This is a genomic window from Micromonospora trifolii (assembly GCF_050516465.1).
Classification (GTDB): Bacteria; Actinomycetota; Actinomycetes; order Mycobacteriales; family Micromonosporaceae; genus Micromonospora; species Micromonospora trifolii.
Genome location: NZ_CP191526.1, coordinates 6,107,742 through 6,130,687, shown reverse-complemented (window position 1 = coordinate 6,130,687; position 22,946 = coordinate 6,107,742). Strand labels below are relative to the sequence as shown.

Here is a 22,946-nt window from a genome sequence, read left to right as displayed (position 1 = left end):
CACGACGGCGGCGGCCCTCAGGGGCCGCCGCCGTCGATGAACAGATCCCAGGGGTACGCGTCTCAGCCGCCGATCGGCGCGGTCTCCTTGCCGCCCTGCGGCTGCTCGGGCTTGACCGAACGGAGCAGCACGCTCGCCACGTCGATCACCTCGACCTGTTCGCCGGCACCCTTGCCGTTGACCCCGTCGTTGAGCATGGTCGAGCAGAACGGGCAGCCGACCGCGACCGTCTTCGCCCCGGTGGCCATGGCCTCCTCGACCCGGTCCACGTTGATCCGCTTGCCGATCTTCTCTTCCATCCACATCCGGGCGCCGCCAGCGCCGCAGCAGAAGGAGCGTTCGCTGTTACGCGGCATCTCGGTCAGTTCGCCCTCGATGGCGTCGCCGAGCACCTCCCGGGGGGCCGCGAAGACGCGGTTGTGTCGACCCAGGTAGCAGGGGTCGTGGTAGGTGACGCCGCCGTCGACCGGCTGCACCGGCGTGAGCTTGCCGGTGGCGACCAGGTGCGCGAGCAGCTGGGTGTGGTGGACCACCTCGAACTCCCCGCCGAGCTGCCCGTACTCGTTGCCCAGGGTGTTGAAGCAGTGCGGGCAGGTCGCGACGATCTTGCGCTTGGCCTTGTCCCGGCCCTCGAACGCCTCGTTCAGCGTCTCCACGTTCTGCTGGGCGAGCATCTGGAAGACGAACTCGTTGCCGATCCGTCGTGCCGGGTCGCCGGAGCAGGTCTCGCCCTCGCCCAGGATCGCGAACTTCACGCCCGCCTCGTTGAGCAGCGTGGCCACCGCGCGGGTGGTCTTCTTGGCCCGGTCCTCGAACGCGCCGGCGCAGCCGACCCAGAACAGGTACTCGAAGTCGTCCACCTCGCCGACCCGGGGCACCTCGAAGTCCAGGCCCTTGGTCCAGTCCTCGCGGGTGTTCGGCGGGGCGCCCCACGGGTTGCCCTTGTTCTCCAGGTTGCGCAGCATCACGCCGGCCTCGGAGGGGAAGCTCGACTCGATCAGCACCTGGTAGCGGCGCATGTCGACGATGTGGTCGACGTGTTCGATGTCCACCGGGCACTGCTCGACACAGGCGCCGCAGGTGGTGCAGGACCAGAGCACGTCCGGGTCGATGACACCGCCCTCCTCGGCGGTGCCGATCAACGGCTTGTCGGCCTCGGCGAGGGCCAGCACGTCCAGGTGGGCGAGCTGCGCCTGGGTGGCCTTCTCCTCGCCGGTCAGGTCCTTGCCGCCGCCGGCCAGCAGGTAGGGCGCCTTCGCGTACGCGTGGTCGCGCAGGCTCAGCACCAGCAGCTTCGGCGACAGGGGCTTGCCGGTGTTCCAGGCCGGGCACTGCGACTGGCAGCGACCGCACTCGGTGCAGGTGCTGAAGTCCAGGAGGCCCTTCCAGCTGAACTGCTCGACGTGGGCGACGCCGAACTGGTCCTTCTCCGGGTCGGCCTCCTCGAAGTCGAGGGGCTTGCCCTGGCTCGTCATCGGGCGCAACGCGCCGAGACCGGAGCCGGCCGGCTTGGCCGGCTCTCGCTTGAAGAAGATGTTGGGGAACGCCAGGAAGCGGTGCCAGGCGACGCCCATCGTGACGTTCAGGGAGATGACGATCAGCCACGTCATCGAAATTATGATCTTGATGGCCGCGGCGACGCTGACGCCGTCCGCCCAGTCGGGCAGCACCGCACCGACCGCGTGGCTGACCGGGGTGGCCCAGAACGGGAACTCGAAGTGGTCGGTGGCGACCTTGAAACCCCGGATCACGAAGCCGAAGATCAGGACCAGCAGCACGATCCACTCGACGAAGTAGCCCTGCCACATGGTCGAGCCGGTGAACCGGGACCGCCCGCCCGGGCGGTTCGGTCGGTTGCGCAGCCGGATCGCCATCAGCACCAGGATGCCGACCAGACTCAGCACCCCGATGATCTCGGTGACCAGACCGAAGATCGTCCAGTGCCCGATGATCGGCAGACCGCCGTCGGTGGTGCCGACCTCGAAGTACGCCTCGAGCACCAGCAGCGACAGCACGACGAAGCCGACCATCACCAACCAGTGCGCGGCGCCCACCACGCCCCACTTGAGCATCCGGGTGTGGCCGGCCGTCTCCACCAGCATCGTCCTGGCGCGGGCGACCTTGTCGGAAAACCGCTCCGGCGCGGGTTGCCCGAGCCGGATGACTGCCACCATCTTCAGGACCGCACGCACCGCAAGCCACACCGCCACGGCGGTGATGGCGGCCGCGAGGATCGTGGTGACGATCTGGACGCTGCCCATCGAGTTGGCCTCCCCGGTCTGCTGCCTGATGACCTCGCTCTGCTCGGTCATGCAGTGCAGCCTACGCGAAGGTTACCCAGCGGTAACGTGAGTCATCTCGCAGTAGGCCGCGCTGCCTGCGCACACCTTAGGGGGCCCCACCCGATCCTGCTGGGCAGGGGCTCGACGGGGTGACGTGGGACCGCCGACGCGACGGTCTGCTCGGATCAGCGCCAGCGGGAGAGCAACGCCAGCGAGGCGACCATCGCACCGAAGCCGACGGCGAGGTTCCAGTAACCCCATGCCATGACCGGGTACTCCTGCTCGGACAGGTAGTAGAGCACCAGCCAGCCGATCCCGACAACGATCAAGGCGACCGCGGTGACCGGCAACCACACCGGGCTAGGCTTGCGCGACGAAGACGTCGTCGTCGGACGGACATCCGTCGGCGGGGTGTACACCTTCTTCTTACGGACCTGAGACTTGGGCACGGCGCTCTCCAGAGGGGTGACGACCTCGTCCGGCCTGACAACCGGGCGCGGGGGCGACGGTCCATGGCCAATAATGTTCGAGAGCTAGCGTAGTCCCGATTGGCCGCCCGGACCACGAATGGGGTCAGGCCGGTGCACGGAGTGACCGAAAGAGGCGGGACTGTTCGCACCGGCCCAGCCGGCACGGACCGATCCCCGACACGCGGAAGGAACGCTCGGTGGAGTACACATCCGGCGCGACCTCCTGGCAGAAGGTCCTCCGACGGGCCGCCGCCGGGCTGCTGCCCCGGCGACCGCGCCAACGCCGTCCGGGCTGGTCGATCGGGGTGCCCCTGATCGCCGCGGCGGCCGGGTTGCTCTTCACCACCACCGCGACCACAGCGGGCGGCACCGCTCTCCGGGAGGACCGGCGTCCCCAGCTCAACCAACTCATCGAGGACCGCCGCGAACAGGTCGCCGCCAGCGAGCGCCGCGCCGCCACGCTGCGCGGCGAGGTCGAGCAACGGACCAACACCCTGGCCGGCTCGGACGCCCCGATCAAGGATCAGCAGAATCGCGCCCAGGGCAGCCTCCAGAACGCCGGGTTCACCGCCCTCGGCGGGCCCGGGGTCACCGTCGAGCTGAACGACGCGCCACAGCTCGACCAGACGCAGTCGGACGCCAGCAACGACGACCTGGTGGTGCATCAGGGGGACGTACAGGCGGTGGTCAACGCGCTCTGGGCCGGCGGAGCCGAGGCCATGTCAATCATGAATGTCCGCGTGCTCACCACCAGCGCGGTACGCTGCGTCGGTAACACCCTGCTACTTCACGGCCGGGTGTACTCCCCACCGTTCAAGATCGTAGCGATCGGCGATCCCGCTGCCCTCCAGCAGGCCCTCGCCAGCTCTCAGGGAGTCCGGTTGTTCAAGGACGCGGTCGACGACTACCAGCTTGGCTACAAGGAGACGGCCTCCACGGTGCGAGTTCCCGCATTCGAGGATTCCACAGCCCTGCGCTCGGCTACGGTGCCCAAGTGAGCGGGCCGGACGAGCGACGCGACGGGCGACACCGGGACCAGACCGACGAGCCGACCGCCTTCCTGCCCAAGTTCGACCGGCCCGAGTCTGCACCGGGCCGACCGACTCCGGCCAGCAACTGGCCCGAGCCGGTGCTGCACCCCCCGCGAACCGAGCAGCCGCCGCGGCCGAGCGCCACTCGACCCGAGCCGACCGAAACCCCGGGCCGCCCGGGTGCCGAAGCGCCGCCGCCCTGGCCGGGCAGCGCAGCTGCCGGGCCGGGCTCACACGGCGGTGCCGGGCTTCCCCCCGCGACCGCCCCCGGCCGCCCGACCGCCAGCAACCAGGGCCCGGTTAGGCCCGCTGCCCCCGGCAACGCCCCGACCCGGCCCCCCGCGCCCAGCGCCGCGTCCACCCGACCGACCGCGCCCAGCGCCGCACCGACCCGCCCACCGGCAACCGGCAACCCACCCGGTGCCGCACCGACCCGTCCGGCCACGCCCGGCGGGATGCCGAGGCCGACCCGGCCGGCGGCCTCCGGCACACCGAGCCGGCCCGTCTCCTCCGGCCCCTCGACGCCGCCGCTGGCCGACTCGCCGACCGCGTACATTCCGCAGGTCACCGCCCGGCCCGCCCGACCCACCGGCTCCCCGGCCACGCCGGTCTCCCCGGCCGCCCCCGACCGCGTCGCAGCGGCCGGGCCGGATGGCTTCGCGTCGACCGGGCCGAGCCGGGTCCCGCCGACCGGGCCGGGACGCGTCCCGCCGAGCGGCGCGGACCCAGCCGCCACCGCGTTGATTCCGGCGGTGCCCGCCACACCTGCCAGCAGGCCGCCGACCATGGACTCGACCGCGTTGATGGGTGCCGTCCCCCGCACCGCGGTCCCGGATGAGCCGGCCGGCGCCAACCCCGCCGACCCTCCCCAACCCCGACGCGGCGAGCGGGTGGTGCAACTCCGGCCGCACCAGACCGGCGAGGGCTACAAGAGCGTCTACTCCGAGTTGACCCGCCCGTCGTTCGGCTCGCGACTGCGCACCGGCGTCCGCGTCACCGGCGAAATCCTGATCACCTTCGGCCTGGTGGTCCTGCTCTTCGCCGGCTACGAGGTCTGGGGCAAGTCGGCCATCGTCGACGCCCACCAGAACGACCTCAACAACCAGTTGGCCCAGGCGTGGGGCCCGACCGACGACCCAACGGTGGCCCCGTCGGTCGGCCCGAGCGTCAAACCGTCCCCACCGGTACGCGGAAAGCCGCTCGCGGGCCTCTACATCCCCAAGCTCGACAAGAACTGGGTCGTCGTCGAGGGCGTCACTCAGCAGGACATCCGCTTCGCCCCGGGCCACTACCCGACCAGCGCGCTCCCCGGCCAGGTGGGCAACTTCTCCGTCGCCGGCCACCGCAACCGGGCCACCTTCTGGCGGCTGGACGAGCTGGATGAGGGCGACTCGATCGTGGTCGAGAGCAAGACCGACTGGTACGTCTACCGGGTGTCGCAGTCCCGGATCGTCCGACCGACCCAGGTCGAGGTGGTGGCGCCGGTGCCCGGCGAGCCGGACAAGAAGGCGACCAAACGGATGCTCACCCTCACCACGTGCAACCCGAAGTTCGACAACTACCAGCGCCTGATCATCCACGCCGAACTGGACCGCACCCAACCCAAGTCCGCGGGCCGCCCGGCGGAGCTGGGAGGCTGACCCGATGTACGCGTTCATCTGGCGCAAGCTGCCGTTCGGCGTGGTCGGGAAGTTGACCGGCTCGGTGCTGCTCCTGGCCGCCACAGTGGCCCTGCTGTGGTATGTCGCCTTCCCCTGGGCGGAGCCCCTGCTGCCCTTCGACGATGTGCAGGTCGAATCCGGCGTACCCGCTGAGACGGGTGGCGGCGACCCGGTGACCGGGGAGACCCCGGCCGGCGACGAGCATGAGCTGCCGTACGACACCGACCAGAACAACCCCGCGCCTCCCTCCCCGAGCAGGTGACCATGCGCGTCCTGGTGATCGACAACTACGACTCCTTCGTCTTCAACCTCGTGCAATATCTGGGCCAGCTCGGCGTGGAGTGCGAGGTTCGTCGCAACGACGAGATCGACGTCGCCGAGGTGGGCACGGTTGGCGCCGACGGCATCCTGCTGTCGCCCGGGCCGGGCAGCCCGGACCGGGCGGGCATCTGCCTGGACGTCATCCGGGAGTACGCGGGCAAACTGCCGATCTTCGGCGTCTGCCTCGGCCACCAGGCGATCGGCGAAGCGTTCGGGGCGACCGTGACGCGCGCCCCGGAGCTGCTGCACGGCAAGACCTCCGAGGTACGACACCACTCGGTCGGCGTACTCGCCGGTCTGCCCGACCCGTTCACCGCGACCCGGTACCACTCGCTCGCCGTGCTGCCCGAGACGCTCCCCGACGAGCTGGAGGTCACCGGCTGGACCGGCTCCGGCGTGGTGATGGCGATGCGGCACCGGACGCTGCCCATCGAGGGCGTCCAGTTCCACCCGGAGTCGGTGCTCACCGAGGGCGGTCACCTGATGCTGGCCAACTGGCTGGCCAGTTGCGGTCACCCCGAGGCGCTGGAGCGGGCACCCGCGCTGGCCGCCGAGGTCAACGCGCGTCGCCTCGCAGCCTTCGCCACCACCTGAGGCCCCCACCCCGCGCCACCCCGCGCACCCCACCCCCACCTCCACCCCGCCGATCTTGCAGTTTCGGTCGTCGATATCGGTGGGATTCGCCATATGTCGCGACAGTAAGTGCAAGATCGCGGAGTAAGGGCTGGTGGGTCAGTCGAGGTGATCATGCTGGCCGCGTTCGGGCCGGCCGGACGTCGGGCCCGGTCACCAGATTGTCGAGGAGCCGATGGCGGCCGGCTCAGCCCCGCAGCGCCTTCTGGATCGCGGGGTCCACTGGCGAACGCACTGCCGGCGGCCGGTCGCGCACCGCGTCCCACGCCGCCTTGCCACTGGCGAAGTAGTCCCGAACCGACTTCTCGGCGAGCAGGGCGGCACCGCAACCGTCGCAGCGGGCGGTCACCCCGTCGACGTCGAGGCCGAGCTGCCGGCACAGCGTCACCGCCCGGGACAGGTGGTACGACTGGGTGACGATCAGGGCCCGCTCGACGCCGTACACCTCGCGCGCTCTCGCGCAACTGTCGTAGGTGTCCAGGCCGAACGGGTCGGCCACCACCCGACGCGGGTCGACGCCCCGCTCGGAGAGGTACGTCGTCATCACCGCCGGCTCGTCGCCTGACGCCCCGCCGCCGTCGCCCGACACGAGGACGACAGTGGCCCGCCCACTGGCCACCAACTCGGCGGCGGTGTCCAGGCGGCCGGCGAGACGGTCCCCCGGCCGCTGCCGATCGGCGGCCACCTCGGTGCCGAGGACGATCACCACGTCGGCGGCCGGCGCGTCGGCGGCGGCGTACAGGTGGCCGCGTGCGGACAGGGTCGTCCACAGCCACGGGGAACTGGCGAGCACCAGCACGACGAGGCCCGCGACGGCCAGCCGGCGGAGGCGGCGAGGCCACCGCCGTACCGCCCCGACCGGGGACGCTTCCGCCTCCGTCATGCCGATGCCCGCGGGTGGCCTAGTCCTGGGGCCGGCCCGGCGGGGGCGGGAACGGCAGACCGATGCCGCCCCCGTTACCGGGAGTGGTCGGCGTTCCCGTCGGCGTAGTCGTCGGCGTGATCGTCGGCGTCGGGTCGGTCTCCGGCTCCGGCTGACTCACCTTGATGGTCACCCTCGTGCCGCTTGGCTTCTTGTCCTTGGCGTTCGGGCTCTGGTCGGTGACCTTCCCCGCCTCGGCGGCCGGCACCTCCGGCCCGTCCTGCGGGACGACAGTGAATCCGGCGTTCCGGAGGACGCGGGTGGCCTCCTCCTGGCTCAGTCCGACGACGTCCGGCACCTCGCGGACCTTGCCGTTCGAGACCGTGAGCGTGATCTTCGTGTTCTCGGGAACACTCTCGCCCTCGGGCGGTTCGACTTTGAGAACCTCGTCCTCGCTCGCCTCGTCGTCCACCGTCTTGATCTCGTACTTGAGGTTCGCCTCATTGAGCCGGGCGATGGCGCTCTCCCGCTTGCTGCCCTTGAGCCCGGCGGGAACGCGCACCTCGGGCTTGCCACCACAGAGCTGAATGGTGACCGTGCCGTTCTGCTTCACCGAGGTGGTCGGCAGCGGGTTCTGCTTGACGACAGTGCCCTCGGTGCAGTCACTTGCCAGCACCGGGTCACCCACCTGTGCGGACAGACCAGCTTTCTGGATCTCGGCGATCGCCACGTCCCGGGTCTTGCCGGTGAGGGTGGGCACCGACTTCAGGTCATTGTCCTTCTGCTGGTTCCAGAGCAGGGCGGCGACCAGGGCTATCACCGCCAGCACGCCGACCGCGCTGAACATCGCGATCAGCCAGGAGGACGCCTTGCGCTGACGGGGGTCGCCCACCCGGGCCGGGAGCTGCCCGGTCTGCTGCCCACGGCCGGAAGCCGGGTAGCCGCCCCCGCCGCCGGCCGGGGCCATCGCCACCGTCTCCGCCTCGCGCAGCACCGGGGTGGCCAGCACGGGCCGGCCGGCGGCGGCGCGGAGCAGATCGGCCCGCATCTCGCCGGCGCTCTGGTAGCGGTTGAGCGGGTTCTTCGACAGCGCCTTGAGCACGATCGCGTCGACGGCCGGGGTGACGTCCGGGTTGATGTCGCTCGGCGTCGGTGGCGTCTCCCGTACATGCTGGTACGCGACGCTGACCGGGCTGTCCCCGACGAACGGCGGGTGCCCGCAGACCAGCTCGAAGAGCACACAGCCGGCCGCGTACACGTCGGAGCGCGCGTCGACGGCCTCGCCGCGTGCCTGCTCCGGGGAAAGATATTGCGCCGTGCCGATGACCGCGCTGGTCTGCGTCATGGTGGTCGCGCCGCTGGCCAGCGCCCGGGCGATGCCGAAGTCCATCACCTTGACCTGGCCGGTCTGGGTGAGCATCACGTTGCCGGGCTTGATGTCCCGGTGGATGATGCCGTGCCGGTGGCTGAACTCCAGTGCGGCGCACATGTCGGCGCAGATCTCCAGCGCGCGGCGGGGCTGGAGTCGCCCCTCGGCGCCGAGGACCTCCTTCAAGGTCCGCCCGTTGACGAACTCCATGACGATGAACGGCAGCGTCTCACCGGTCGGCGCGGTCTCCTCGCCGGTGTCGTAGACCGCCACGATGGCCGGGTGGTTGAGCGAGGCGGCGTTCTGCGCCTCCCGACGGAACCGCATCTGGAACGTCGCGTCCCGGGCGAGGTCGGTGCGGAGCATCTTGATCGCGACGTCCCGACCGAGCCGGAGATCGCGACCACGGTGCACCTCGGCCATGCCGCCATAGCCGAGCAGCTCGCCGACCTGGTACCTGCCACCGAGCAGGCGGGCCTGCGCTGTCATCGCGTCTGTCGTCCTTCGCTCGTCGTCGTCCCGCCGTTGCCCGGCTGGAGTCGTACCTCCCGACGGTACGACGTCCGGGTCGGATCGTCGCGCCCGTCGAGTCGTAGCGCGCCGGACGCCACGGTGCGCGGCGCCAGCCCGGCGGATACACCGGCCTGCGACTGCTTCCGTAGGTTGTAGGAAATCACGCCAGAGCAGAGCAGGACCAGCATGGCCAGCAGGATGGCGAGAAGCACCATTCCAGGCCGGGACCGCTGGGGCTGGGGTGACGGCGTCACCGGGCCGGCCTGCCGGACGTACGCCGGCGGGTGTTCCTGCCGGGGCGGCCCGGACGGCACCGCCGCCGCACCGCGTGGGTAGCCGTTCGGTGCGCCCTGCGGCCGGGCGGGCTGGACGGCCGGCGCGACGGCGGTGGGGCGTGGCTGTTGGGCGGGTGCGATCGCGGTCGGCCTCGCTCCGGCCACCGGCGGGCGGGCAGTCGGCGGACGCATCTGGTGTGCCTGCGGCACCTGGGCCCGGCCGGGCGCGGCGGGTGAGGCGGGCGCCGCGGAGACCGGCCCGGAGTTGGCACCGGCCCGAGCCTGCTGGGAGAGCGCGGCCTTGAGCTGACGGGCGACCCCAGCGAGGGCAGCGGCGCTCGGCCAGCGGGCGGCCGGGTCCTTCGCCAACGCCCGTTCGACCAGGGCGCGCACCTGCGGAGGGATGTCGGCCGGCAGCGGCCGGGGCGTCTCCCGGACGTGCCGCATCGCGATGTCGAGGGGGTTGTCGCCCTCGAACGGCCGCCGACCGGCCAGGCACTGGTAGGCGACCACGCCGAGGGCGTACACGTCAGAGGCCGGGGTGGCCACGCCGCCGGTGGCCTGCTCCGGCGAGATGTACGAGGCGGTGCCGAGCACCGAACCGGCGGCGGTGAGCTGGCCGACCATGTCGGAGCGGGCGATGCCGAAGTCGGTCAGCACCAGCGTGCCGTTCGGCCGGACCAGCAGGTTGCCCGGCTTCACGTCGCGGTGCACGATGCCCTTCTCGTGCGCGGCGTGCAGCGCGTCGGCGGCCTGCGCGACGAGGGCCATCGTCCGGGCCGGAGTGAGCCGGCCGACCCGGCTCAACGTGGACGACAGGGCGTCACCCTCGACGTACTCCATGACCAGGAAGGCGATCTGCTGGTCGTTGCCGAAGTCGTAGACGTCCACCACGCCGGGATGGTTGATGGTGGCCATGGTGCGGGCCTCGCCGCGGAACCGCTCACCGAAGTCCGGGTCGTCGAGCAGGGCGGGGAGCAGGCTCTTCACCGCGACCGTCCGGCCGAGCACCTGGTCGGTGCCGCGCCAGACGTCGCCCATGCCGCCGCTGGCGATCCGCTCGTCGAGACGGTAGCGGTTGCCGAGCTGCACGCCGGGGCTGAGCATGTCAGCGACCCCCTGGGTCGGCGATGGCGGCCTTCATGATCTGGCCGGCGATCCGAGCGGCCTCGGCGCTACCGCGGGGGCCGGCCTGCTCCAGCACCACGCAGACCGCGGAGACGGGGTTGCCGTTCTTGTCCAGGGCGAAGCCGATGAACCAGCCGTGGTCGGGCCGGTCCGGGGCGGACTGGGCGGTGCCGGTCTTGCCGCCGACCGTGTAACCGCTGATCGCGGCATTCTCGCCGGTGCCGTTCCGGACCACGCTGACCATCATCTCGCGCAGGTCGGCGGCGACCTGCGGCTCGACGGGCTGGCGCAACTCCCGCGCCTTCGCGGTGTAGTAGCTGGTGGTCCGGTCCGGAGCGAGCAGCTGTCGCACCAGGTACGGCCGCATCTGACTGCCGTTGTTGGCGATCGAGCCGGCGATCATGGCGCCTTCGAGGGGCGTCATCCGGACGTTGTTCTGGCCGATCGAGGACTGGGCCAGTGCGGCCTGGTCGGTGCTGCCGTCCGGGTTCTTGATGTCCCCGGTCCGGCTCGCCGCAGTGGGCAGGCCGCCCTCGCCGAGCTGGCCGACGGTCAGGTCGTCCTGCTCGAAGCCGAACTGGCGGGCCTTCTCCTTGACAGTCTCGGCACCGAGCCGCACGCCGAGCTGGGCGAAGCCGGTGTTGCACGACTCAGTGACCGCCTCCAGCAGCGTGACCTGCCGCTCTGGGCAGATCGAGGCGACGGCGTTACGGATCGGTGTGCCCGAAGTGGGCGGGGTCCAGCTGGACCCGGCCGGGATCTGGGTGGTCTTGGTGACGCCGTTCTCCAGTGCCGCCGCAGCAACCACGATCTTGAAGGTGGAGCCCGGCGGCAGCGTCTCGGAGAGCGCGCGGTTCTTCAGCGGACCTTCCGGGTCCTGTTCCAACTTGTTGTACGCCGCTGTTGCCTCTTTGGTCTCGTGGCTGGCCAGCGGGTTCGGGTCGAAGCTCGGCATGGAGACCAGCGCCTGGATGGCGCCGGTACGCGGGTCGATGGCGATCGCCGCGCCCCGCTTCGCGCCCACCTCGTTGTTGCGAAGCTGGTCGTACGCCGCGTCCTGCGCCCGCTTCGAGAGCGTGAGCAGCACGTTGCCGCCGCCGGTGTCGTCGCCGGTGAACATGTCCTTCAACCGGTCGCCGATCAGCTGGTCGCTGGTGCCGGCCAGGAAGTCGTTCTCCACCCGCTCGATGCCCTGGTCGGCCAGGTTGACCGGCTTGTAGCCGAGCACGTGGGCGTACTTGGCACCGCTGGGATAGGTGCGCAGGAACTTCAGGTTGCCGGTGGTCTCCTTGCTCGTGGCCAGGGCCGTACCGCCGGCCTCGATGTTTCCGCGCTTACGGTCGTACTCGGCGACCTGGACCCGACCGTTGTAGTCGCTGGTCCGGTATTCATCCGCCTTGTAGGCCTGGATCCAGTTGAGGTTGGCGAAGAGCAGACCGAACAGGACCATGACGACGACGCCAACGCGGCGCAGGGGTGCGTTCACGGCTTGATCACCTCCGTGGGAGCACCGTGCAGCTGCTCGGGCGGGCCAGCGCTGGGTCGAGCCGCCTTACCGCCGCCTCCTCCGGTCACCGGTCGGCGGGCGCCGTCGGAGACCCGCAGCAGCACCGCGATGAGCAGCCAGTTGGCCATCAGCGACGACCCACCGGCGGACAGGAACGGGGTGGTCTGACCGGTCAGCGGAATCAGCTTGCTGATCCCGCCGACGATCACGAAGACCTGGAGGCCGAGGGTGAACGCGAGACCGCCGGCGAGCAGCTTGCCGAACGAGTCCCGTACCGCGAGTGCGGCACGCAGCCCGCGCTCCACGATGAGCAGGTAGACGACCAGCAGCGCGGAGAGACCGAAGAGGCCGATCTCCTCACCGATGCCGGCGAAGATGAAGTCGTTCTGCACCTCGGGCAGGATCTCCGGCTGACCGCCGCCCGGCCCGGCACCGAAGAGCCCGCCCGTGCCCAGGGCCAGCAGGCCCTGCACGAGTTGGTAGCCCTTGTTGGTCGGGTCGGCGAACGGGTCGAGCCAGATCTCCGCCCGCACGTAGAAGTTGGCGAACGGACCGCCCACCGTCGAACCGAGGAAGTAGGCGAGGTAGGCGCCGCCGAAGAAGAGGACCAGGCCGATCAGCAGCCAGCTGACCCGTTCGGTGGCGATGTAGAGCGTCACCACGAACATGCCGAAGTAGAGCAGCGAGGTGCCCAGGTCCTTTTCGAAGACCAGCACCAGGACGCTGATCAGCCAGACGCCGACCACCGGGCCCAGGTCGCGGCCCCGCGGGAAATCGATGCCGAGGAAGCGCCGGCTGGCCAGCGACAGCACCTCGCGCTTGCGCACCAGGTAGTAGGCGAAGAAGACCAGCAGCGCCAGCTTGGCGAACTCACCCGGCTGGATGGAGAACAGGCCAACATCGATCCACAGTCTGGCGCCGTTCTTCTCGGAGATGCTGCGCGGCAGCACCGCCGGCAGCATCACCAGCACGATGCCGGCCAGGCCCAGGGTGTACGCGTACCGGGAGATCGAACGGTGATCGCGCATGATGGCGAGCAGACTGGCGGCGAGGATCACCGAGAGGAGCGTCCAGGCCAACTGGCGCCCGCCCTGCCCCGCGAAGACGGCCAGGCTCTCCCGCTCGGCCACCGGGGCGTCGCCCAGGTCGATCCGGCGCAGGAAGCCCACCCCGAGCCCGTTGAGCAGGGCCACCGCCGGCAGCAGCGCCGGGTCGGCGAACGGGGCGAGGAACCGGATGACCAGGTGCAGGCCGAGGAAGACCGCGCCGAGCGCGGCGGCCGGCATCCAGAAGTCCGAGGTGACCGTGTCCAGCAGGTTCGCCTCGACGGTCGCCCCGTACGCGGCCACCAGCACCATCGCGAGCAACAGCAGGTACAGCTCGGCGTTGCGGCGCGACCGCGCCAGGCGTACGCCGGATTGCTCGCCCGCAGTGGCGGGCGAGGGTGCCGGTGTGGCCGCTACGGTCACGGGTGGAGTCCTCAGGATCTCAGCCGACGCTCACTCAGGAGACCGGCAGCCGGCCGGGTCGAGCGCCGGCGTGGCCGAGTCGGAGGGCGTGACGTCGGGTGTGGTGGTCGCGCCGGCCCCACCGAGAGCGGTGGTGGCACCGGCGGTCGGGCTCGCGCTGACAACCCCGTTGGGGGTCGGCGACGCGTTGGCGCTCGGGCTGCCGTTCGGGGTCGGTGTCGAACCGATCGGCGTCGGCGTGGGCGTGGGTGTGTTGTTGCCGCCGGCGACGGTCGGGTCGAGCGGGCAGAGCGGCTTCAGGTTGGGGTTGCTCGGCGTGTCGCTGGTCAGCTCGGCGAGCTGACGCTCGGCGTCCGGCTCACTCTTGGCCCGGATGCCGACCTTGACGGTGTCCTGTGCGGCGACCGTGAGGTCGTCCAGCCGGGTGCCGCTGCGGCGGTGCACGCTGGACAGGTCCATCCCGGCGATCTGACCCTGGACACCGCGGAAGACGGCAACCTGGCCCTCTTCGGTGGCTCCCACGTAGTACTGCCGCTGGGTGTACGTCCAACCACCGAACGACGCACCGCCGACGATCACCAGCAGGGCCAGCGCCATCGCGGCGGTCCGGACCGGGCGTCGCTTCGGCCGGTCGGCGTCATCGTCGGAGGCCGCCGGCTCCTCGGGCACGGCCGGACGCGGCGCGGAGAGCGCCGAGGCTCGGGCGGCCGGAGTCGAGTCGTCGGCGGAGGTCGCCATGCCGCGGTCCCGGGCGGCGGCGCCGCCCACGATCGGGGTCGCCTCGACGATGTCCTGGTCCGTGGCGTCGGCGATGATCACCGTGATGTTGTCCGGCCCACCGCCGCGCAGCGCGAGCTGCACCAGCCGCTCGACGCACTGCTGCGGGTCGGCGTACTCCCGCAGGGTCTCGCCGATGGTTTCGGCGCTGACCACGCCCGAGAGGCCGTCGCTGCAGATCAGATACCGGTCGCCGGGCATGACCTGGCGGACCGAGTATTCCGGGTCGATGTCCCGACCGTCGAGGGCTCGGGTGAGCAGCGACCGCTGCGGGTGGCTGCTCGCCTCCTCGGCGCTGATCCGGCCTTCGTCGACAAGCATCTGGACGTACGTGTCGTCCTTGGTGATCTGCGCGAACTCGCCATTGCGCAGCAGATAGGCCCGCGAGTCGCCGATGTGGACCATCCCCAGCTTGCTGCCGGTGAAGAGGGTCGCCGTCAGCGTGGTGCCCATCCCCTCCAGCTGTGGGTTGGCGTCCACCGTGTCGCGGAGTTGTTGGTTGGCGGTGCCCACGGCCGAACGCAACGCATCGACGAGAGCGTCCCCTGGGACGTCCTCGTCGAGCGGCGCCATGGCACCGATGACGATGTTGCTGGCGACGTCACCGGCGGCCATACCGCCCATGCCGTCGGCAACGGCGAGTAACCGCGGCCCGGCGTAGACGGAGTCTTGATTGCCGTCTCGGATCAGACCGCGGTCGCTGTGGGCCGCATAGCGCAGGGTCAGAGTCATGGCCGTAATTCGAGGGAAGTGCGGCCGATCCGGATCGGCACGCCGAGGGGGACGGGGGTTGGTCCGGAGACCTTAGCGCGATCGAGGTACGTGCCGTTAGTCGAGCCGAGGTCCTCGACGTACCACTGCCCGTCACGCGGCAGGAGCCGGGCGTGTCGCGCGGAGGCGTAGTCGTCGGTGATGACCAGGGTGGAGTCCTCGGCCCGACCGATGGTGATCTGCGCTTCACCGAGAGTGATTTTGGTGCCGGCCAGCTGACCAGCCGTCACCACCAGCTGGTGTGCCGCTCTGCCCCGTTTCACTTTCGCTGGCTTGGCCGCCTGCCCCGTCGAGGCGCCCACCGCGCGTGGCGCGGCCACCAGACGACCGGACCGGGCGCCCGCGAAGAGGTCCCGGCGGATCACGCCGACCACCGTGAACACGAAGATCCACAGCAGGATCAGGAACCCGAACCGGGCAACGGTGATGACCAGTTCCGGCAAGGCGGGTCAGCCGTCCACGCGGAAGGTCAGCGTCGTCGTCCCGAGCTGGACCATGTCACCGGGGTTGAGCGCGACGGCGGAGACCCGCTGCCCGTTCACCATGGTGCCGTTGGTCGAACCCAGGTCGGTCAGCACGACCTGGCCCCCGTCGAAATCCAGCCGGGCGTGTCGCCGGGAGATGCCGACGTCGGGCAGGCGCAGGTTGGCCTGGTCGCCGCGACCGATCACCGTCGACCCCATCTGGAGGGGGTAGGTGCGACCGTCGCCGGAGACCAGCCGCACGTTGCGACCGCCACCGTGCCCGGGCGGCGGGCCGTAGCCACCACCCTGGTCGTACGCGGGGTAGGCGGGCGGGCCGGCGTCGTAGCCGGGCGCCGACACCGGGGCGACCTCGCCGCCGGTGTAGACCTCGGCCGTGACACGGAACATGCCCGTGTCCAGACCCTCGCCTCGCTCGATCTCGACGATCACGTCGCCGTAGACCGTCCACGCCTGCTCGCCGATGAACTCCGCCTGCGACTGGGCCAACTCCTGGGCCAGCGCGGCGGCGTACGGCGCCAGCCGACTGTGGTCGAACGGCGAGAGATCGATCACGTAGCGGTTGGGCACCAACGTGCGCCCACCGGCCAGGATCGCCTTGTGCGCCTCGGCCTCCCGCTGCATGGCGTTGAGGATCTCCACGGGGTGGACCACCCCTTTGAAGACCTTGGCGAAGGCCCCTTCGACCAGGCCTTCCAGACGCTTCTCGAAGCGTTGCAGCACGCTCACCGGCTCCTCCTCGGGTCCCGAGGACATGATGGTATCCGGCCGGCGCGCGCGCAGCTCACACGCCGCTCGGCCGGCTGCTCTCGACCCGTTCGGAAGGGCCGGGACTGTCGTGCTAATCTTTCGTCCGCCACGAACGGTAATCGCTCGTGGCGAGCGCCAGGGACAGCGTAGTATTCCCGAGGCCCGTTGGAGACAGCGGGGCCGGGCAGCTAGAGTGTTCCGGGTTGTGCCACGGGGATGTGGCGGAATGGCAGACGCGCACGGTTCAGGTCCGTGTGCCCGAAAGGGCGTGGGGGTTCAACTCCCCCCATCCCCACCACCGACGAGGGCTCCGCTTCATGCGGGGCCCTTCCGTCATATCGGGGCGTGCTGGACGTCACGCTATGCTCCGATGGATTCTGCCTCCGATGGACCAGGAGTGGCGTGTGAGTGTCGCGTTGGTGACAGGGTCGGGTGGTCTGATCGGCTCCGAGGCGGTCCGGCATTTCGCCGGCCTCGGTCTGGACGTCGTCGGCATCGACAACGACATGCGCCGGTACTTCTTCGGCGAGGACGGCTCCACCTCGTGGAGCCTGGAACGGCTCGGCCGTGACCTGGGTAACGCGTACACCCACTTCGCGGTGGACATCCGGGACCGGGACGGCTTGGAGCAGGTGTTCAAGAAGTACGGCTCGGACATCGCCGTGGTGATCCACAGCGCTGCCCAGCCGAGCCATGACTGGGCAGCCAAGGAGCCGTACACGGACTTCGACGTGAACGCCGGCGGCACGCTCAACATCCTGGAGAACACCCGCCGGCACGCGATCGACGCGCCGTTCATCCACTGCTCGACCAACAAGGTGTACGGCGACCGGCCCAACAGCCTGCCGCTCATCGAGCTGGAGACCCGGTACGAACTGCCCGAGGACCACCGCTGGTACCAGGGCATCACCGAAGAGATGTCGATCGACCACTCGCTGCACTCGGTCTTCGGCGCCTCCAAGGTCGCCGCGGACGTGATGGTCCAGGAGTACGGTCGCTACTTCGACATGAAGACCGCCTGCTTCCGGGGCGGCACACTGACCGGCCCGGCGCACTCCGCGGCCGAGCTGCACGGGTTCCTGGCCTATCTGATGCGCTGCGTCATGGAGGGCCGGACGTACAACCTCTTCGGCTACAAGGGCAAGATGGTCCGGGACGCGATCCACTCGCACGACGTGCTGACCGCGTTCGAGGCGTTCTTCCGGGCCCCGCGATCCGCGGAGGTCTACAACCTCGGTGGCGGCCGGCACTCCAACACCTCGCACATCGAGGCGTTCCGGATCGCCGAGGAGATCACCGGCCGCGAGGCGCAGATCAACTACGTCGAGCAGAACCGCACCGGCGACCACCAGTGGTACGTCAGCAGCATGGCCCGGTTCGAGGCGCAGTATCCGGACTGGAAGATCACATACGACGTGCCGATGATCCTGCGGGAAATCTACGAGGCCAACGTGGACAAGTGGGTGGCCCAGCCATGAGCGCCCGGACGAAGCGCAACGTGCTCGGCGTCCTGGTCGACGCCACCGACTACGCCACGGCGACCGACGCGGTGGTGACCGCGGCACACGAGCGGCGTCCCCTCGCGCTGACCGCGTTGGCCGTGCACGGTGTGATGACCGGGGTGCTCGACCCGGCGCACAACGCGCGGCTCAACTCCTTCGACGTGGTCACGCCGGACGGGCAGCCGGTGCGGTGGGCGCTCAACCTGCTGCACCACGCCGGGCTCAGCGACCGGGTGTACGGGCCGACCCTGACCCTGCACGTGCTGTCGCGCTTCGCCGACGAGGGGCTACCGGTCTACCTGTACGGCTCGACCGAGGAAACCCTCACCCGGTTGATCCCGGCCCTGGAGCGGATGTTCCCGGCGCTGAAGATCGCCGGGGTGGAGCCGTCCAAGTTCCGTGCCGTCCAGCCCGGTGAGGACGCCGAGATCGCCGACCGGATCCGGTCCAGTGGTGCCCGCTTGGTCCTGGTCGGGCTCGGCTGCCCGCGCCAGGAGGTCTTCGCGTACGCCATGCGGCCGCTGCTCGACATGCCGCTGATGGCGGTCGGCGCGGCCTTCGACTACCACGCCGGCCTGCTGCGCCAGCCCCCGCCGTGGATGCAGCGCGCCGGTCTTGAGTGGTTCTGGCGTCTCGGTCTGGAGCCGAGGCGGCTCTGGCGCCGCTACGTCATCCTCAACCCGGCCTACCTGAGCCGGCTCGCCGCGCAGAAGATCGGCCTGTGGAAGGCCCGCCCGCCGGCCCCGGCCACCGAGCGGCCGGCCACCTTCTCGGTCTGAGCCCGATCCGTACGACGCGAGGCCCCACCCGGCGTGCCGGGTGGGGCCTCGGTCGTAGGAGACCGGTCAGACGGTCAGGGTCCAGGTGTTGATGTAGCCGGTGTCGGCCGAGTAGGTGTCCCGCACCTGGAGTCGCCAGATGCCGTCGGCGGCCTCACCGGACACGTTGACCGTGTACGTGGCGTTGACGTTGTCGGTGCTGTCCGAGGTGCTGCTGTTCTTCAGCCGGTACGAGCTGCCGTCCGGGGCGAGCAGGTCGATGACCAGGTCGCCGCGGTAGGTGTGCACGATGTTCACCGCCACGGTGGAGGCCGAGGAGGCGTTGCGACCGCAGCCGGAGATGGTGATCGAGCTGGTCACCGCCGAACCGGCGTCCGGGATCGACACGTCGGTGCCGTTGGTGCCGGTGCAGCCGGTGGGCGGCGGCGGGGTGCTGCCGGTGCCCACGTAGAGCAACAGGTTCGGCGAGCCCGAGCCAGGGTTGCTCACCACGTTGGGGGTGGCGTTGGCCACCAGTTGGTTGCGGACCTGAGCCGGGGTCCAGCTCGGGTTGGCGCTGGCCACCAGGGCCGCCGCTCCGACCACGTGCGGGGTGGCCATCGAGGTGCCGCTGATCGTGTTGGTAGCGGTGTTGCTGTTGTACCAGGCCGAGGTGATCGACGAGCCGGGCGCGAAGATGTCCAGGCAGGTGCCGACGTTGGAGAACGACGACCGGGCGTCCGAGCTGGTCGTCGAGCCCACCGTGATGGCTTCCGTGGTACGCGCCGGCGAGGTGTTGCAGGCGTTCGCGCCGTTGTCGTTGCCGGCCGCCAGGCCGTACGTGACGCCCGAGGCGATCGAGTTGCGGACGGCGTTGTCCAGCGAGCTGTTCGCGCCGCCACCGAGGCTCATGTTCGCCACCGCCGGCTTGATCGCGTTCGCGGTGACCCAGTCGACGCCGCCGATCACACCGGCGTTGGTGCCACTGCCGGAGCAGTTCAGCACCCGTACGCCGACGAGTTGGACGGCCTTGGCAACCCCGTACGCGGACCCGCCGACGGTGCCGGCCACGTGCGTGCCGTGCCCGTTGCAGTCGTCGGCCGACCCGCCGTCCACCGCGTCGTAGCCCGAGGTGGCCCGGCCGCCGAAGTCGTTGTGGGAGAACCGGATGCCGGTGTCGATGATGTAGGCGTGCACGTTGCTCGCCGTGTTCGGGTAGGTGTAGGAGCTGTCCAACGGCCGGTTGCGTTGGTCGATCCGGTCGAGGCCCCAGGAGGGCGGGTTGGCCTGCGTGCCGGAGATCGAGACTGTGTGGTTCTGCTCGACGTACGCCACCGCCGGGTCGGCCGCGATCCGCGCCGCCGCGCTCGCGTTCACAGTGACCTCGAAGCCGCGCAGCGCCGCGCCGTAGGTGCGGGCCACCGTGCCGCCGTGGCGGCCGGAGAGCCGCTTCGCGGTGTCGCCGACCCGGTCCCGGGCCACGGCGCTGTCCTTGAGTACGACGATGTAGCTGTCCGGCACGGCGGTGGCTCCGCCGGCGGCCCGAACCACACCCACGGGTTCGGCGGCCAAGGCTGGGGTACCGACGGCCAGCACGGTCGCCGCGGCCACCCCGATCAGTACGGACCTTCGTGGAAGACCCATCTCCTACCTCCCTCTGACCGGCGGCGGAACGTGACCACCGGTCCCAACCTCAATCGACACTCGCCGATCTAGCTGAGGGTAAGTCAGCCGTCGGGCAGTTGAACATGTCGAAACGGCCATAACCTTCGAGTGATGGCCCCCTACGGGCCCGGCGTCCGGGGCGAACGGGGGACAGGCCCGGATTCGCCTCGCCGGGATTCGGGAAAGACTCTCGAACATGGAGAGTCAGCTCACCATCCTGCTCCCGGTCGCCGCCGTCTGGCTGGCCGCCGGTGTCGTTGCCGACGGCCTTCCCCGGCTGCGCCACACCCGCATGCTGCGTCGGCGTACCGGATGGTTGCTGGTGCTGGCCCTCACCGGTGTGGCGCTCACCGCGGTCGTGCTCGGCGGCGGGCTGCTCAGCGCCGGCACCGCGCCGGTCGACCGGGCCGCCGCCGGGCTCACCCTGGCCGCCGGCCCGGCGCTCGTGGCGACGGTCTGCTCGGTACGACGGATCCGCCGGCTGTGGGCCGGTGCGGGCGCATTCGCCAGCGCCCCCGCCACCCCCGCGCCGCACGGTCTGCGCGCCGCAGCGGCCCACCCGCTCGTCGGGCTTCCACTACAGGTCACCGCCCTGGCCACCGTGCCGGCGTTGATCGCCGCCGCCGGTGCCGACCTCGGGGCCGACCCGGGCGTCACCGGGCCGGCGATCACCGTGGGCGCGCTCGCGGTGATCGCCATCGGGGTTCGGCACGCGCTCCGCCACAACCGCTTCGCGGAGCGGGCCCAGCCCGCCGCCGTCGCACGGTCAACGGGGACGGCTGGCGCTCTGCACGTATAGCAACTCCAGGATCGACCTGGTCGCCTCGAACCAGCGGTCCAGCCAGTCCTGCGAGGGAACGGTCCCCTTCGGCGGCAACTCCATCAGCAGACCACGCAGCAACGGGTGGTCAGCCAGGGACTGGGGCGGCTCCATCGGCCAGCCCGCCGGCGGGAACGACGGCTCGATCAGCGGGTTCGGGTCCAGTGAGGGCAGCGAGAGCGGAGGATCCGTCGTCTCGGAGGCGCCCTCCCGCCCGCTCAACTCCTGGTCGGTCGAGACCACCTCGGTCAGAACCGTGTCCCGACGAGCGCCGCGGTACTTGCCACCGAACCGCTCCGGCTTTGCCGGACCGGTGGTGAGGTTGTCTGAACCGATCGTCGTCATCCGTCTCGCCTACTCGCTCGGTTGCGGGTCGGTGCGGCGGGTCGTCGACCAGCGCCGTACCGACCGGTTCAACGAGACGGGGTCGCTCTGGCGACGGGAATCCCGACGGAACCTCGCCAACCCCCGCCGCGACGCGCCCTTCAGCCGCGACTACCGGGGACACGGCAAAGTCCCCGTCCGGCGAACCGGACGGGGACTCCACTGACCAGTCGGTCAGACCGCGCCGAACACACCACCCCGGGTGCCGGCAACGAAGGAGTGCCAGTCACCCGGGGCGAAGACCAGGGCGGGGCCCGCCTTGTCCTTCGAGTCCCGCACTCCGACCACCCCCGTCACGTACGCCACCTCCACGCAGTTGTCACAGTTCGGCCCGCTCTTCGAGCTCTTGAACCATGCTGCCTGCGTCAGGTCCACGGGGAACCCTTTGGTCGCCATTTCCACAACGGCTCCTCTGCCAGTTTTGCGATGTGTGCGACGGACTCCTCCGGACGTATGGCCGCAGCGCGGATGTGATCGAAGATGAAGCTGTACTTCTGTAGTTCGTCGCTCTTCTCGAGGAAAAGCCCACCCGTGGCGTTCTCCGCGTACACAACATCCGGATCACCGGGCTCAGGGAAGCTGAGGATCGTGAACGTGCCGTCCATGCCGGCATGCGCACCCACCTCGAAGGGCAGGATCTGCAGCGTCACGTTCGGCAACTCGGCCACCTCGACCAACCGCTTGAGTTGGCCGCGCATCACCTCGTCCCCGCCCACCGGCCGACTTACCACCGCCTCATCGAGCACCACCCACAGATCGACCGGATCGTCCTGGGTCAATAACGACTGACGGCCCAAACGGACACGCACCCTTTGATGCACCTGGTCGGCGGTGAAGTCCGGCCGAGCGGCGCGGATCATGGCCCCGGCGTACTCCTCGGTCTCCAGAAGACCCGGAACGACCTGCTGTTCGTACGCCCGGATCGAACTCGCCGCCGCCTCCAGCCCGACGTACGCGCCGACGAGCACCGTGCTGTACGGGTGCCACCAGCCCTTCTGGCGGGCCTCCCGGGCGATCTGCACGAGCTCGTCGCTCTCGGCGCCGACCACCCCGTAGATCCGCAGCATGTCCCGCACGTCGCGCGGGGTGGCCGTGGTGTGCCCGGTCTCGATCCGGGAGACCTTCGACGCCGAGCACTCCAACTGTTCGGCGACCACCTCGATGGTGATTCCGGCGGACTCCCGCTGGCGGCGCAGCTCGGCCCCGAGCCGCCGCCGTCTGATGGTGGGACTGCGCCGCTCACTCATGGCGCAACCCGTGAGCCACTGGTCCCCGCCGCTGGCTGCTCGACCCCACTCGGGCTACCTCCGGTAACGCGCCACTGGGTGACACCCGCCGGGGGCGCGACCGTCGACCGGCGAGCGTTCGCGACGAAGGGGGTGGTGCCGGTCCTCGGCCGGCCGCGACGGGCGAAACCGGCCCTCAGTCTGCCGCCCGGACGCGGATGGCTTCAATAGGCCTTTCGCGCGACACGCTCACGTATCGGCAAAAGTCGACGTGCAACTTGCATGAAGCA

At 70.3% G+C, this 22,946-nt stretch carries 21 protein-coding genes and 1 tRNA gene; 8 read left to right on the top strand and 14 right to left on the bottom strand.

What is annotated here, in order from left to right; all coding sequences use genetic code 11:
- Positions 1-62: 62 nt before the first annotated feature.
- On the bottom strand, positions 63-2,261 hold the full coding sequence (locus tag ACQRWP_RS28535; protein ID WP_430503318.1) for a (Fe-S)-binding protein: 2,199 nt from the start codon (positions 2,259-2,261) through the stop codon (positions 63-65).
- A gap of 206 nt (positions 2,262-2,467) precedes the next feature.
- Complete coding sequence (locus tag ACQRWP_RS28530; RefSeq protein ID WP_350854895.1) at positions 2,468-2,731, bottom strand: cell division protein CrgA; 264 nt, start codon at positions 2,729-2,731, stop codon at positions 2,468-2,470.
- Between the two features lie 218 nt (positions 2,732-2,949).
- Between ACQRWP_RS28530 and ACQRWP_RS28525 the strand changes: the two genes are divergently transcribed.
- Genes ACQRWP_RS28525 through ACQRWP_RS28510 form a run of 4 tightly spaced genes read left to right on the top strand, consistent with a single transcriptional unit; the run spans position 2,950 to position 6,359 of the window.
- Positions 2,950-3,750, top strand: a complete 801-nt coding sequence (locus tag ACQRWP_RS28525) for a DUF881 domain-containing protein (protein WP_430499144.1) — start codon at positions 2,950-2,952, stop codon at positions 3,748-3,750.
- Positions 3,747-5,423, top strand: coding sequence for a class E sortase (locus ACQRWP_RS28520; protein ID WP_430499143.1), 1,677 nt, complete (start codon positions 3,747-3,749; stop codon positions 5,421-5,423). Before ACQRWP_RS28525 ends, ACQRWP_RS28520 begins: the two co-directional genes overlap by 4 nt.
- Positions 5,424-5,427: 4 nt before the next feature.
- The gene (locus ACQRWP_RS28515) at positions 5,428-5,706 is read left to right on the top strand and encodes a hypothetical protein (protein WP_430499141.1); all 279 of its coding nucleotides are present in this window, start codon (positions 5,428-5,430) and stop codon (positions 5,704-5,706) included.
- Between the two features lie 2 nt (positions 5,707-5,708).
- Complete coding sequence (locus tag ACQRWP_RS28510; protein ID WP_430499139.1) at positions 5,709-6,359, top strand: aminodeoxychorismate/anthranilate synthase component II; 651 nt, start codon at positions 5,709-5,711, stop codon at positions 6,357-6,359.
- A gap of 226 nt (positions 6,360-6,585) precedes the next feature.
- On the opposite strand, the gene ACQRWP_RS28505 is transcribed toward ACQRWP_RS28510, so the two are convergent.
- From ACQRWP_RS28505 to ACQRWP_RS28470, 8 genes are read right to left on the bottom strand one after another with little or no spacing between them, the layout of a single operon-like run.
- Positions 6,586-7,281 carry a SanA/YdcF family protein gene (locus ACQRWP_RS28505; protein WP_430499137.1) on the bottom strand — a complete coding sequence of 232 codons (696 nt, stop codon included), beginning with the start codon at positions 7,279-7,281 and terminating at the stop codon, positions 6,586-6,588.
- Positions 7,282-7,300: 19 nt separating this feature from the next.
- Positions 7,301-9,118: a Stk1 family PASTA domain-containing Ser/Thr kinase gene (gene pknB, locus ACQRWP_RS28500; RefSeq protein WP_430499135.1), complete on the bottom strand. Its 1,818-nt coding sequence runs from the start codon at positions 9,116-9,118 to the stop codon at positions 7,301-7,303.
- Positions 9,115-10,524 carry a protein kinase domain-containing protein gene (locus ACQRWP_RS28495; RefSeq protein WP_430499133.1) on the bottom strand — a complete coding sequence of 470 codons (1,410 nt, stop codon included), beginning with the start codon at positions 10,522-10,524 and terminating at the stop codon, positions 9,115-9,117. The genes pknB and ACQRWP_RS28495 overlap by 4 nt, the downstream gene beginning before the upstream one ends.
- Before the next feature lies 1 nt (position 10,525).
- Complete coding sequence (locus ACQRWP_RS28490; RefSeq protein WP_430499132.1) at positions 10,526-12,031, bottom strand: peptidoglycan D,D-transpeptidase FtsI family protein; 1,506 nt, start codon at positions 12,029-12,031, stop codon at positions 10,526-10,528.
- Positions 12,028-13,521 carry an FtsW/RodA/SpoVE family cell cycle protein gene (locus ACQRWP_RS28485; RefSeq protein ID WP_430499130.1) on the bottom strand — a complete coding sequence of 498 codons (1,494 nt, stop codon included), beginning with the start codon at positions 13,519-13,521 and terminating at the stop codon, positions 12,028-12,030. Before ACQRWP_RS28485 ends, ACQRWP_RS28490 begins: the two co-directional genes overlap by 4 nt.
- A 30-nt stretch (positions 13,522-13,551) precedes the next feature.
- Positions 13,552-15,030: a PP2C family protein-serine/threonine phosphatase gene (locus ACQRWP_RS28480; protein ID WP_430499128.1), complete on the bottom strand. Its 1,479-nt coding sequence runs from the start codon at positions 15,028-15,030 to the stop codon at positions 13,552-13,554.
- A complete protein-coding gene (locus tag ACQRWP_RS28475) occupies positions 15,027-15,512 on the bottom strand; it encodes an FHA domain-containing protein FhaB/FipA (RefSeq protein ID WP_238677542.1) in 486 nt (161 codons plus the stop codon). The genes ACQRWP_RS28480 and ACQRWP_RS28475 overlap by 4 nt, the downstream gene beginning before the upstream one ends.
- Positions 15,513-15,518: 6 nt before the next feature.
- Entirely contained in the window at positions 15,519-16,307 is a 789-nt protein-coding gene (locus tag ACQRWP_RS28470) for an FhaA domain-containing protein (protein WP_007454122.1), read from the bottom strand.
- Between the two features lie 206 nt (positions 16,308-16,513).
- Here ACQRWP_RS28470 and ACQRWP_RS28465 point away from each other — a divergent pair.
- The 3 genes from ACQRWP_RS28465 (at position 16,514) to ACQRWP_RS28455 (ending at position 18,582) form a co-directional block, all read left to right on the top strand.
- Positions 16,514-16,599: transfer RNA gene (locus ACQRWP_RS28465), tRNA-Leu, on the top strand.
- A 64-nt stretch (positions 16,600-16,663) separates the two neighbouring features.
- Positions 16,664-17,779 carry an NAD-dependent epimerase/dehydratase family protein gene (locus ACQRWP_RS28460; RefSeq protein ID WP_238687678.1) on the top strand — a complete coding sequence of 372 codons (1,116 nt, stop codon included), beginning with the start codon at positions 16,664-16,666 and terminating at the stop codon, positions 17,777-17,779.
- Positions 17,776-18,582, top strand: a complete 807-nt coding sequence (locus tag ACQRWP_RS28455) for a WecB/TagA/CpsF family glycosyltransferase (protein WP_430499125.1) — start codon at positions 17,776-17,778, stop codon at positions 18,580-18,582. The genes ACQRWP_RS28460 and ACQRWP_RS28455 overlap by 4 nt, the downstream gene beginning before the upstream one ends.
- Before the next feature lie 66 nt (positions 18,583-18,648).
- On the opposite strand, the gene ACQRWP_RS28450 is transcribed toward ACQRWP_RS28455, so the two are convergent.
- Positions 18,649-20,205, bottom strand: a complete 1,557-nt coding sequence (locus ACQRWP_RS28450) for a S8 family peptidase (protein WP_430499124.1) — start codon at positions 20,203-20,205, stop codon at positions 18,649-18,651.
- A 217-nt stretch (positions 20,206-20,422) separates the two neighbouring features.
- On the opposite strand from ACQRWP_RS28450, the gene ACQRWP_RS28445 reads away from it, so the two are divergent.
- Positions 20,423-21,025, top strand: a complete 603-nt coding sequence (locus ACQRWP_RS28445) for a hypothetical protein (protein WP_430499122.1) — start codon at positions 20,423-20,425, stop codon at positions 21,023-21,025.
- Here the strand turns inward: ACQRWP_RS28445 and ACQRWP_RS28440 are convergent.
- The 3 genes from ACQRWP_RS28440 to ACQRWP_RS28430 form a co-directional block, all read right to left on the bottom strand.
- The gene (locus ACQRWP_RS28440) at positions 20,993-21,391 is read right to left on the bottom strand and encodes a hypothetical protein (RefSeq protein ID WP_430499120.1); all 399 of its coding nucleotides are present in this window, start codon (positions 21,389-21,391) and stop codon (positions 20,993-20,995) included. The genes ACQRWP_RS28445 and ACQRWP_RS28440 overlap by 33 nt on opposite strands.
- A gap of 213 nt (positions 21,392-21,604) precedes the next feature.
- Positions 21,605-21,826, bottom strand: coding sequence for a DUF397 domain-containing protein (locus ACQRWP_RS28435; protein ID WP_430499118.1), 222 nt, complete (start codon positions 21,824-21,826; stop codon positions 21,605-21,607).
- Positions 21,796-22,677 carry a helix-turn-helix domain-containing protein gene (locus ACQRWP_RS28430; protein WP_091396372.1) on the bottom strand — a complete coding sequence of 294 codons (882 nt, stop codon included), beginning with the start codon at positions 22,675-22,677 and terminating at the stop codon, positions 21,796-21,798. The genes ACQRWP_RS28435 and ACQRWP_RS28430 overlap by 31 nt, the downstream gene beginning before the upstream one ends.
- Between the last annotated feature and the right edge of the window lie 269 nt (positions 22,678-22,946).

Bases quoted from the DNA above. Each gene is read 5' to 3' on its own strand.
- ACQRWP_RS28535 (WP_430503318.1), bottom strand. From the start codon at position 2,261: ATGGGCAGCGTCCAGATCGTCACCACGATCCTCGCGGCCGCCATCACC.
- ACQRWP_RS28515 (WP_430499141.1), top strand. From the start codon at position 5,428: ATGTACGCGTTCATCTGGCGCAAGCTGCCGTTCGGCGTGGTCGGGAAG.
- ACQRWP_RS28510 (WP_430499139.1), top strand. From the start codon at position 5,709: ATGCGCGTCCTGGTGATCGACAACTACGACTCCTTCGTCTTCAACCTC.
- ACQRWP_RS28505 (WP_430499137.1), bottom strand. From the start codon at position 7,281: ATGACGGAGGCGGAAGCGTCCCCGGTCGGGGCGGTACGGCGGTGGCCT.
- pknB (WP_430499135.1), bottom strand. From the start codon at position 9,118: ATGACAGCGCAGGCCCGCCTGCTCGGTGGCAGGTACCAGGTCGGCGAG.
- ACQRWP_RS28495 (WP_430499133.1), bottom strand. From the start codon at position 10,524: ATGCTCAGCCCCGGCGTGCAGCTCGGCAACCGCTACCGTCTCGACGAG.
- ACQRWP_RS28480 (WP_430499128.1), bottom strand. From the start codon at position 15,030: ATGACTCTGACCCTGCGCTATGCGGCCCACAGCGACCGCGGTCTGATC.
- ACQRWP_RS28470 (WP_007454122.1), bottom strand. From the start codon at position 16,307: ATGTCCTCGGGACCCGAGGAGGAGCCGGTGAGCGTGCTGCAACGCTTC.
- ACQRWP_RS28460 (WP_238687678.1), top strand. From the start codon at position 16,664: ATGCTCCGATGGATTCTGCCTCCGATGGACCAGGAGTGGCGTGTGAGT.
- ACQRWP_RS28455 (WP_430499125.1), top strand. From the start codon at position 17,776: ATGAGCGCCCGGACGAAGCGCAACGTGCTCGGCGTCCTGGTCGACGCC.
- ACQRWP_RS28450 (WP_430499124.1), bottom strand. From the start codon at position 20,205: ATGGGTCTTCCACGAAGGTCCGTACTGATCGGGGTGGCCGCGGCGACC.
- ACQRWP_RS28445 (WP_430499122.1), top strand. From the start codon at position 20,423: ATGGAGAGTCAGCTCACCATCCTGCTCCCGGTCGCCGCCGTCTGGCTG.
- ACQRWP_RS28440 (WP_430499120.1), bottom strand. From the start codon at position 21,391: ATGACGACGATCGGTTCAGACAACCTCACCACCGGTCCGGCAAAGCCG.
- ACQRWP_RS28435 (WP_430499118.1), bottom strand. From the start codon at position 21,826: ATGGCGACCAAAGGGTTCCCCGTGGACCTGACGCAGGCAGCATGGTTC.
- ACQRWP_RS28430 (WP_091396372.1), bottom strand. From the start codon at position 22,677: ATGAGTGAGCGGCGCAGTCCCACCATCAGACGGCGGCGGCTCGGGGCC.